Source organism: Mesorhizobium sp. M7A.F.Ca.CA.004.06.1.1, from assembly GCF_003999135.1.
In the GTDB taxonomy this organism is placed as follows: Bacteria; Pseudomonadota; Alphaproteobacteria; order Rhizobiales; family Rhizobiaceae; genus Mesorhizobium.
In genome coordinates this window covers 1-1,114 of sequence record NZ_RZPQ01001181.1, presented here as the reverse complement: position 1 = coordinate 1,114, position 1,114 = coordinate 1, and the positions used below count along the sequence as shown (strand labels likewise).

At 63.1% G+C, this 1,114-nt stretch carries 1 protein-coding gene and 1 pseudogene; both read right to left on the bottom strand.

Annotated features, from left to right (window positions below; genetic code table 11):
* On the bottom strand, nt 1-664 hold a 664-nt coding region (locus EN906_RS34955), incomplete at its 3' end, for an RIP metalloprotease (RefSeq protein ID WP_164777647.1).
* Nucleotides 665-768: 104 nt separating this feature from the next.
* Nucleotides 769-1,068: pseudogene (locus tag EN906_RS34950) on the bottom strand (phosphatidate cytidylyltransferase); the annotation flags it as partial.
* Between the last annotated feature and the right edge of the window lie 46 nt (nt 1,069-1,114).

Genomic DNA, 1,114 nt, shown 5'->3' with positions numbered 1-1,114 from the left:
GTTCCATCAGCCGCGGCGCCGCGGTCACAGTGACCTCCTGGCCGTCGCGCAACATGACGAAGGTGATTGCGTCGTCGGCACGGCCCGAGACCAGGCGCTGGACGTCGCCAAAGGTTTCGACCTTGTTGCCGTCGACACTGACGAATCGGTCGCCGGGAAGGATGCCGGCCTTCGCCGCCGGGCTGTCGGCGGTCACCTCGGCCACCATGGGCTCGGCGACATAGCGGCCATAGGCGGTGAACAGCACGGAAAAGACGACGATCGTCAGCAGGAAATTGAACAATGGTCCGGCCACCACCGTTGCCGCGCGCTTCCAGATCGGCTGAGTGTGAAAAGCGACCTTGCGCTCGTCCTCGGTCAGCGTTTCAATTTCTTCCGACGTGGGCTGGCTCGATGTGGCGTTCATGTCGCCGACGAATTTTACATAGCCGCCAAGCGGTATCGCACACAGTTTCCAGCGCGTGCCGTGGCTGTCGTTGAAGCCGAAGAGTTCCGGGCCGAAGCCGATCGAGAAGGCCCTGACGCCGATGCCGCACCAGCGCCCGACAAGGTAATGGCCCATTTCGTGGACGAACACGACTACGGTCAGCACGAAGAGGAATGGCACCAGCGTGCCGAGGACAAAGCCTTCTGTGCTGAAAAGCGCGTGAAGAATCTCGTTCAAGACAAACCCTCAAATTCTTCCACGGCGCAGACTGCGCCGTGACTGTGACACCAATCCGGGCGAATCCAAGGCGCACCGCGCAAAGGACCCTGAAATGACATCGCTCAAACGGGAAACAGACCCTGCGCCGGATGATCGGCGTTCGCCGAAATCCAGCCGATGACGTATAGGGCGAATGCCGCTGCGACAAGCCCATCGACGCGATCCATGACGCCGCCATGGCCCGGGATGAGCGCACCTGAGTCCTTGCGGCCATGGCGGCGCTTGATCCAGGATTCGAACAGGTCGCCTGCCTGCGAGACAATCGACAGCACGAGCGCGACCAGGCCGAGCAATGCCAGATTGCCGACACCGGCAGCTGCGGCGAGGACCAGCCCGGCGACGACGCCGCCGACAGCGCCGCCATGGCCGCAAGGACTCAGGTGCGCTCATCCCGGGCCATGGCGGCGT